The 9,406-nt window shown below is 50.4% G+C and carries 9 protein-coding genes; 3 read left to right on the plus strand and 6 right to left on the minus strand.

What is annotated here, in order from left to right:
• Positions 1-157 precede the first annotated feature (157 nt).
• Positions 158-742 carry a thymidine kinase gene (locus AC1RKG_RS24625; protein ID WP_122079517.1) on the minus strand — a complete coding sequence of 195 codons (585 nt, stop codon included), beginning with the start codon at positions 740-742 and terminating at the stop codon, positions 158-160.
• Positions 743-1,443: 701 nt separating this feature from the next.
• Here AC1RKG_RS24625 and hns point away from each other — a divergent pair.
• On the plus strand, positions 1,444-1,851 hold the full coding sequence (gene hns, locus AC1RKG_RS24630) for a histone-like nucleoid-structuring protein H-NS (RefSeq protein WP_006321188.1): 408 nt from the start codon (positions 1,444-1,446) through the stop codon (positions 1,849-1,851).
• Between the two features lie 207 nt (positions 1,852-2,058).
• On the opposite strand, the gene AC1RKG_RS24635 is transcribed toward hns, so the two are convergent.
• From AC1RKG_RS24635 to rssA, 5 genes are all read right to left on the minus strand, one after another.
• On the minus strand, positions 2,059-3,069 hold the full coding sequence (locus tag AC1RKG_RS24635) for an NAD-dependent epimerase (RefSeq protein ID WP_122079518.1): 1,011 nt from the start codon (positions 3,067-3,069) through the stop codon (positions 2,059-2,061).
• 9 nt (positions 3,070-3,078) lie between these two features.
• A complete protein-coding gene (locus AC1RKG_RS24640; RefSeq protein ID WP_061069108.1) occupies positions 3,079-4,422 on the minus strand; it encodes a UDP-glucose dehydrogenase family protein in 1,344 nt (447 codons plus the stop codon).
• A gap of 43 nt (positions 4,423-4,465) precedes the next feature.
• On the minus strand, positions 4,466-5,383 hold the full coding sequence (galU, locus tag AC1RKG_RS24645) for a UTP--glucose-1-phosphate uridylyltransferase GalU (RefSeq protein ID WP_130016750.1): 918 nt from the start codon (positions 5,381-5,383) through the stop codon (positions 4,466-4,468).
• 197 nt (positions 5,384-5,580) lie between these two features.
• On the minus strand, positions 5,581-6,594 hold the full coding sequence (rssB, locus tag AC1RKG_RS24650; RefSeq protein WP_041415428.1) for a two-component system response regulator RssB: 1,014 nt from the start codon (positions 6,592-6,594) through the stop codon (positions 5,581-5,583).
• Between the two features lie 105 nt (positions 6,595-6,699).
• Positions 6,700-7,605 (minus strand): patatin-like phospholipase RssA, encoded by a 906-nt coding sequence (rssA, locus tag AC1RKG_RS24655; RefSeq protein WP_493183831.1) that lies wholly within the window; start codon positions 7,603-7,605, stop codon positions 6,700-6,702.
• Positions 7,606-7,748: 143 nt separating this feature from the next.
• Between rssA and AC1RKG_RS24660 the strand changes: the two genes are divergently transcribed.
• Together AC1RKG_RS24660 and purU are read left to right on the plus strand one after the other, a co-directional pair.
• Positions 7,749-8,213: a YchJ family protein gene (locus AC1RKG_RS24660; protein ID WP_046373374.1), complete on the plus strand. Its 465-nt coding sequence runs from the start codon at positions 7,749-7,751 to the stop codon at positions 8,211-8,213.
• Positions 8,214-8,323: 110 nt separating this feature from the next.
• Positions 8,324-9,172, plus strand: a complete 849-nt coding sequence (gene purU, locus AC1RKG_RS24665; RefSeq protein ID WP_020827197.1) for a formyltetrahydrofolate deformylase — start codon at positions 8,324-8,326, stop codon at positions 9,170-9,172.
• Positions 9,173-9,406 lie beyond the last annotated feature (234 nt).

Here is a 9,406-nt window from a genome sequence, read left to right on the forward strand (position 1 = left end):
CTAAAATATAAAACGCCCGATGAGGTTCATCGGGCGTTATCCGGCTGAAAAGTGTCAACCTATATCAGGACTAGTCAGTGATATTATTCATCAATCCGGTAGTGTCTACGCAATAGCGTCAAAACGCGCTGCAAGGCTCTCTGTTGCACGCTGGAGGCTATTCCAATGCCTGTATCGCTTCTTTGTAATGTTTGCGGCAGACGGAGACGTAGCTTTCGTTACCGCCAATCACCACCTGTTCACCGGCATGCATCGCCTTCCCGCTCTCATCAAGTCGCAGCACCATATTCGCCTTGCGCCCGCAGTGGCAAATGGTTTTCAGCTCCACCAACTTGTCTGCCCAGGCCAGCAGATATTGACTGCCAATAAACAGTTCCCCCAGGAAGTCGGTACGCAAACCGTAACACAGCACCGGAATATCCAACTGATCGACAACATCGCACAATTGCTCGACCTGCTGTTTCGTCAGGAACTGGCTTTCATCAAGCAAAACGCAGTGCACAGGTTGCTGCTGATGTTCCTGCGCAATCATCGTAAAAAGCATAGAGTCATTATTATACAGCTGTGCCTGGGAAGACAGGCCGATCCGCGAGCTCACCTTACCCACGCCAAAACGGTGATCTATTTCGGCGGTAAACACCAGCGTACGCATACCACGTTCTTGATAATTATATGAAGATTGCAACAACGCGGTAGATTTCCCTGCATTCATAGCAGAGTAATAAAAATAAAGTTGAGCCATGGGCCCGCTACTCCAATGGTATAAGAAATATTCAGCGGTTGATTCAGCAGCCAAGTGTACCATAAGGCGACAACCGGCTTACACCTCGGGATTAATCAATATCCGGGCCAGACGAATAGTCGACTTTCAAATGAAACATTCCGTTCTGCTACCATAGCGCTTTTACATCTATTTACAGGATGGTTTCTGTCCGTCATCACATTTAATTACTACTAATGATTAGCGCCCAACATTAATGGTTATGCCAATGCCATGAAGCGGCCCTGCAACAGGTGCCAGCGCGTAAGATTAAATCTATTAACCCCTCCAGACGCCGCGCCTGAGTATTTAATGACATAAAACAGACCGGGTACAGTTCTTGACGTTACCTTTACTGATATACCCCTATTGTTTACAGTGTTGGCAGACTAAAACTCGTGATTTAACCCACAGAATTCAGAGTTATATTGATATAAAACACAATTATAACTTAGCCATGAATGCCTTTGTGGCGCAGCAAACATAGCGCTGCTGTAGAAAATTTGACTTAAAAAGGGAGGTTGTAATACTTATCTCCCCCGCTTATATTAGCCAGAGAGTTCTGGTTAGGTCTTTTAAAAGGTAAATTTGAGCGTTCCTTTCAATTTGGCTATTGCAGAAAAGAAAAGAGCACTCTATTATTATCCAGACGCCCCCCACCAATATAATTTGAGACTAGGACAATGAGCGAAGCATTAAAGATTTTGAACAACATCCGTACTCTCCGCGCTCAGGCAAGAGAATGCAGCCTGGAAACGCTGGAAGAGATGCTTGAAAAACTGGAAGTTGTTGTGAACGAACGTCGCGAAGAAGACAGCCAGGCTCAAGCAGAAGTTGAAGAACGTACCCGTAAACTGCAGCAATATCGTGAAATGCTGATTGCTGACGGTATTGATCCAAATGAACTGCTGCAAACTATGGCTGCAACTAAAGCCGCTGGTAAAGCGAAACGTGCAGCACGTCCAGCTAAATACCAATATAAAGACGAAAACGGTGAACTGAAAACCTGGACTGGCCAGGGCCGTACCCCAGCAGTGATTAAGAAAGCTATCGAAGAGCAAGGTAAATCTCTGGACGATTTCCTGCTGTAATAGCATTCCAGTCACATGTTAAAAAGGCTCCCTTGGGAGCCTTTTTGTTATGCTTATTTTCAGGTTTCTTAGAGCCCCCCACTGGGCTTTGCGTAATTATCCTAATGGACAGCCCCATTTATCCGCCAGCTAACGGCAGAGCCCTTCATTTTTCCAAAGCATAAAAAAAGGGGCCTGAGCCCCTTATAGCATTAACGCACTGCTCAATTACTGAGCTTTATAAAATGATTTATACCATTCAACAAAGCGTTTCACGCCTTCTTCAACGCTGGTTTCCGGTTTAAATCCAATCACGCGATAGAGCTCGGCGGTATCGGCACTGGTATCTAACACGTCGCCAGGTTGCATAGGCAGCATATTTTTACGCGCTTCAATCCCTAACGCCTGTTCCAGTGCACTGATATATTTCATCAGCTTCACCGGGCTGCTATTGCCGATATTATAAACATGGTATGGGGCAGAACTGGTCGCCGGCGATCCCTGCTCTACCGTCCAGTCAGCATTTGGCTGAGGAATAACCGCCTGTAAGCGGACGATAGCCTCGGCAATATCGTCGATGTAGGTAAAGTCACGGTGCATCTCGCCGTGGTTATATACATCGATACTGTCACCCGCCAATATGGCCTTGGTGAATTTGAACAGCGCCATATCTGGACGCCCCCACGGGCCATAGACGGTAAAGAAACGCAGGCCGGTAGTTGGGAGACCATATAGGTGAGAATAGCTGTGCGACATCAACTCATTGGCTTTCTTGGTCGCCGCATACAATGATATCGGGTGATCGACCGAATCTTCAGTCGCAAATGGCAGCTTTCGATTTAGACCATATACCGAGCTGGAAGAAGCATATAACAGATGCTCAACTTTATTGTGTCGGCAGCCTTCCAGCACGTTTAAATGCCCGATAAGATTCGAGTCCGCATACGCCAACGGATTCTCTAGCGAATAGCGCACGCCAGCTTGCGCGCCCAGATGGATCACTCGCTGGAATTGGTGCTCTGCGAATAACTGCGCCATCCCCTCTCGATCGGCCAAATCCAGCTTAATAAACTGGAAGGCTGGCTTATCCGCCAGCAGATCAAGACGGGCCATTTTCAGGCCCACATCGTAATAATCATTCAGGTTGTCGATACCGACAACCTGATGACCGGCGGCCAACAAACGCTCAGCAGTATGATAACCAATAAAACCTGCCGCGCCTGTAACCAGGAATTTCATAGTTAACCCTTAAATAACCGGCTGAATGGACGCACCGCGACCAATCGCATAATAAGTGAAGCCTCGGCTTTCCAGACGCTCTGGATCAAACAGGTTGCGACCATCAAAGATCACCGGCTGCTTCAGCGCACCCTTAATCACATCGAAGTCCGGCGCACGGAAATTCTGCCACTCAGTACAGATAACCAACGCATCAGCCCCATGCAGCGCCGCTTCTTTGGTCCCTACCAGCTTCAGATCGTCACGTTGACCGTAAATACGTTGCACTTCATTCATCGCTTCAGGATCGTAAGCCTGAACGATAGCGCCCGCTTCCCACAGTTGCTCCATCAGCACCCGGCTGGAGGCTTCGCGCATATCGTCAGTATTCGGTTTGAATGCCAAGCCCCATAGCGCAAAAGTTTTGCCTTTCAGGTCATCACCGAAATGCTGCTTGATAAATTTGGTCAGCTTATACTTCTGCTGGTAGTTAACCTGCTCTACGGCCTGCAACAGTTTTGGCTGGTAGCCAATATGTTCCGCAGTGCGGATCAGCGCCTGAACGTCTTTCGGGAAACAGGAGCCGCCGTAGCCGCAGCCTGGATAGATAAAGTGATAACCGATACGGGAGTCTGAACCGATACCCTGGCGTACTTTCTCAATATCCGCCCCCAGCATTTCGGCCAGGTTGGACATTTCGTTCATAAAGCTGATTTTGGTCGCCAGCATGCAGTTGGCGGCATATTTAGTCAACTCGGCACTGCGAATATCCATCATGATCATGCGATCGTGATTGCGGTTAAACGGCTCGTACAGTTCACGAATAGGCTCGATCACATCTTTGTTATCGGTACCGATTACGATGCGCTCAGGACGCATGCAGTCTGCTACCGCTGCCCCTTCCTTCAGGAACTCTGGATTGGAAACCACATCGAAAGGCACTTTGCTGCCACGTTTTTGCAGGGTTTCTTCCATCACCTGGCGGACTTTATCTGCGGTGCCGACCGGCACGGTAGATTTGTCGATCACCACTTTGTGTTCGGTCATGTGCTCCGCGATGGTGCGCGCAACGGCAGTCACGTATTTTAAATCGGCAGAACCATCTTCATCCGGCGGTGTTCCCACCGCGATAAATTGAATGGCACCATGCGCCACCCCAGCCTTGGCATCGGTGGTAAAATGCAGGCGGCCGGCTTCATAGTTCTGCTGAACCAATGGCGTTAAGCCTGGCTCAAAAATAGGGATATTCCCTTTCTTCAGGTTTTCGACTTTACGTTCGTCTATATCAATACACATAACGTCATGGCCGACTTCAGCCAACACCGCAGCCTGCACCAGGCCAACATAGCCAATACCAAAAACTGTTACTTTCATGGGAAAATCCTAGTTTTTCAAATTAAGACGAAAGATAAATAAATTATTCTTTATCAGCGGCGAGTAACTGATTCAACCACTGCGAAAAATCCTTGCCGAGTGTCGGATGGCGCATGCCGTATTCGACAAACGCCTGCATATAGCCCAGCTTGTTGCCGCAGTCATGGCTGATCCCTTTCAGGTGATAGGCTTCAACCGTTTCTTGCTGCATCAGCATTTCGATGCTGTCGGTAAGCTGGATTTCATTGCCGGCGCCCGGAGGGGTTTTCGACAGCAGCGGCCAAATATCCGCAGAAAGCACATAGCGTCCTACAATCGCCAGATTGGAAGGCGCTTCGTCCGGTGATGGCTTCTCGACGACGCTGACCATCGGAGCACTTTCACCCGGCTGTAGTGCGTAGCCTTTGCAGTCGGCTACGCCGTAATTACCGACATCTTTATGCGGTACGGGTTCAACCATGATCTGGCTGATGCCGGTTTGCTCAAACCGCTGCAGCATTTCGTGCAAGTTGTCTTTTTTAAGATCGGAGCTGTACTCATCAAGGATTACGTCAGGCAAAATCACGGCCACCGGCTCGTCACCCACCAGCGGATAGGCACACATAATGGCGTGCCCAAGCCCTTTGGCAACGCCCTGACGTACCTGCATCACGGTCACGCCCTTCGGACAGATGGACTGCACTTCGTCCAGCAACTGACGCTTAACGCGCTTTTCCAGCATCGCTTCCAACTCAAAGCTGGTATCGAAATGGTTTTCGATCGAATTCTTGGAGGAATGGGTAACCAGCACAATCTCGTTAATCCCCGCGGCAATACATTCATTAACCACGTATTGGATCAGGGGTTTGTCGACCAGCGGCAGCATTTCTTTTGGAATGGCTTTTGTCGCCGGTAACATCCGTGTTCCCAAGCCTGCAACCGGGATCACAGCCTTTCTGACTTTACGATTTACAGCAGGCATTATTTCCTCTCTTAATAGCGCTCACTTTATGAGCTTTTTCGCCATATAAAAACCTTCGGAGTATACCAGCTTATGACTGTCTGGCATTAACCGCAGCACAAATAGAAAGAATTTAGGACAATTACCCAAGGGGTTAACTGAGGTAAAAATAAGCATCTCAAATATCTGGATTTCAAATACTATTTTAGCCGTTGGGATTATTCGGCACTGAGCATCAACCGCAGTCGCCCGCCAGAACCCCAAACCTGACACTGCCAGGCAGCACAGTGCTGGCTGATTTGATTCATGTACGTCGCGCCCAGCGTGCCAAGCGGCACGCCGTTGCTCAATTGAATTTGATTGTCGCCGGTATTCACATTGGCATGCAGACCGGCGGAGACCAGAATCAGGTTTTTATATTCGGCGTGGTAATAACCCACCAGCAGTGGGAATTGCCCTTCCAACTTGCCTTGGCGTAATAATTGATTAACTTGCTTTAACAATGCGCTCATTTGCGGCAGCCTTTGACGCTGATTCGCTAAATGATCTTGCAGTAACCCATTAAATAAAGCTCGCAACAGTAGCGCCGCCAATACGCCATTATCCCCTGCACGCGTCACATCCAGACAATAGAAAGCCAGATCCTTATCCGACAGCGCCGCAATATCCAGTACCAGCCCGGGGTTTTCACCGGTGGTTAATTGCCGATAATTAATCCGGCAATGGGCAACGGTCTGCTGCACTGGAGGCTGCAACTGTTTGAGTAGCTTCACCGCTTCGGAGGGGTTTTTACTCAGCGCGTCCCAGTCCTGTAACAGCTCCACTTCTTCAATCGCCGGGGACGTGAACATATTAGGATACAGGCAACCCAGCACCGCTTCACGCAGACGATTAAGATCGGTCACCGGCTTTAACAACACGTCCTGTACGCCTAACCGCAGCATTTTGGCGATATCGGCCATTTTATCGGTTGCCGATATCACCAACACCGGAATTTGTACGCCCTGCAGGCGCAGATGTTCGACAAACTCTATCCCGTCCATTTCCGGCATCGCCAGATCGCACAGGATTAAATCCGGATGAACGTCATCCACCAGACTCAAGGCCAGCAAACCATTGGGCGCCTCACTGGTTTCTGCTCCCAACGATTTCAAATAGCCAACAAGCACCGAACGAAAAACCAGTTCGTCCTCGACCACCAAAATGCGCTTGTGAGTCAATGGTAATGCCATCAGCCGTGCCTCTTCCCTTTCCATAGTGTAATAGTGGCTCAAAAAGGCCATTTATGCTTGCCGGAAATTTTTCCAACGGTGGAGTATTTTCCCGCAAACCGGTAGTTATTTGTTTTTTATCAACGGCAACAGCATATCGATCTGTTTTTCTACCGCCAATTTCCCAGCTGCGATTGCCTCATCCGCTCGATGGAAATCCAGCGTCGAAATCTGCGGACAATAGGGCTGAATCAACACATCTGGCGGATCGCCGGCCATGCGGTTGCGTTTCAGGCGATTTTCCAGAACCTGGATCGACGTCCCCATGATTTCCATCGCCGTTGGGGTGAAATTAGGCTTTCTGGCCGTCATTTTGCTGATTCGTTCTCTTAAACGCCCCCGCCAGTTGCGGGCGGGGAGATCTTGTGGCGCTTCTACGTCATGATTACGTACCGAAAACAAATCTTGCTGCATTAAATGAGCATCATGCTGCAAATCGACGGCGATGACGATGTCGGCGCCCAATGCCCGGGTCAATGAAATAGGCACAGGATTCACCACAGCGCCATCCACCAGCCAATAGCCATCAAACCAGACCGGTGCCAACAGGCCCGGCATGCTGCACGATGCACGCACCGCCTGATGAATATCGCCTTCCGTCAACCACAGCTCACGCCCGGTACTGAGATTGGTTGCCACGGCGCCGAATTTAAGTGAGCACTCGGCGATATCATCGATCTTCAGCAATTGTCCCACCGCGTTGAACACCCGTTCACCGCGTAGCAGCCCGCCCCGTTGCCAGGACAAGTCCATCAATCGGATCACGTCCCAATAGCTGAACGAACGCACCCAGGTTTCCATGGCGGGCAAACGATGGCTGGCAAAAGCGGCCCCCACCAGGGCACCCACCGAGCAGCCGGCTACTATATCGACCTCAACGCCCAACTTCTTTAGCCCGTTGATCACGCCGATATGCGCCCACCCCTTCGCCGAACCCGCGCCCAATGCCAATCCAATCTTTATTTTTCGCATAGTTTCCGCCCTTTGCCCGGTGAATTGTATCAATGACGCTGTCAGCGTAGATTGTCACGATCGAATAATGTTAGGTAACATATGCGCTAAATTTCTTTCGGCATCGGCCCGTTCCTCAGGTTCCGGCCATTTTAGGAGTCACCTTGTCCGAATTATGCCCCTGCGGCGGCGGAGTGGAGTATAGCGCATGCTGCGAGCCCTACATCAACGGTAGCCAAACGCCATCGACCCCCGGACAGTTAATGCGTTCGCGCTTTAGCGCTTACGTAAAACACAACGTGGATTATCTGATTGCTACCTGGCACCCCGACTGCCACGCGGCAGAATGGCGCAATGGCATCGTCGACAGTTTCAAAGACACCGAATGGCTCGGCCTGACGGTGGTGGAAGAAAAACCCGGCCATGAGGCCAGTGAAGGTTTTGTCGAGTTCATTGCCCGCTTCATCGACGGCAGCACCGGTGAGCAAAGGGCGATGCACGAACGCTCGCGCTTCCTTCAGCTTGGCCAACGCTGGTATTATATTGATGGAACCAAACCTCAGCCTGGCAGAAATGCCATTTGCCCATGCGGCTCAGGAAAAAAATATAAAAAGTGCTGCGGGCGTTAGCCGGCAGTCACCGTGCCAAAGAGATTTCAGGCGATGGCCTGAAAATGAAAGCGATAAAATTCTCGCCTGCGCAGACAGGACATACCGTATCAGACAGGATCCTCATCCCCATGCCACACCAAAATGTACAAAGAAAAGTTTTGCGCACCATTTGCCCGGATGCCAAAGGCCTGATCGCCAAGATCACCAATATTTGCTATAAGCATGAGCTCAACATTGTTCAGAACAACGAGTTCGTCGATCACCGTACCGGTCGCTTCTTTATGCGTACCGAGTTGGAAGGCATTTTCAATGACACCACGTTGCTGGCGGATCTCGACAGCGCGCTGCCGGCAGGCTCGGTTCGTGAACTGCATAACTCCGGCCGCCGCCGCATTGTCGTGCTGGTGACCAAAGAAGCACATTGCCTGGGCGACCTGCTGATGAAAAGCGCCTACGGTGGCCTGGACGTGGAGATCGCGGCAGTTATCGGCAACCACGATACGCTGCAAACGCTGGTAGAACGTTTCGACATCCCATTCCATCTGGTCAGCCATGAAGGCCTGACTCGCGATCAGCACGATCAGAAAATGATGGCCCAGATCGACCAATACCAACCGGACTACGTGGTACTGGCCAAATATATGCGCGTATTGACGCCAGCATTCGTACAGCACTACCCGAACCAGGTGATCAATATTCACCACTCCTTCCTGCCGGCCTTTATCGGCGCAAGGCCTTATCATCAGGCTTACGAGCGCGGCGTTAAAATCATCGGCGCCACGGCGCACTACGTTAACGATAATCTGGATGAAGGCCCGATCATCATGCAGGACGTGATCCACGTCGATCACACCTACTCTGCCGAAGATATGATGCGCGCCGGACGTGACGTTGAGAAAAACGCGCTTAGCCGTGCGCTTTATCACGTGTTGGCGCAGCGCGTATTTGTATACGGCAACCGGACGGTTATTCTGTAATTGCTCAATAAAGCGGTGCCTTTCGTTCAGGGATGCACCGCCAAGGGTAAAAAATCGGCAAACGATTCATTTTCTGCATTTCAATACTTTACACGCGCGCTTCATTTGATATGATGCGCCCCGCTTACCGAGACAGACGTTTCGCAAGCAAGGCCAGTGGTGGGGTTCCCGAGCGGCCAAAGGGAGCAGACTGTAAATCTGCCGTCACAGACTTCGAAGGTTCGAATCCTTCCC

The organism is Serratia sp. GW822-FHT06D09, assembly GCF_058799515.1.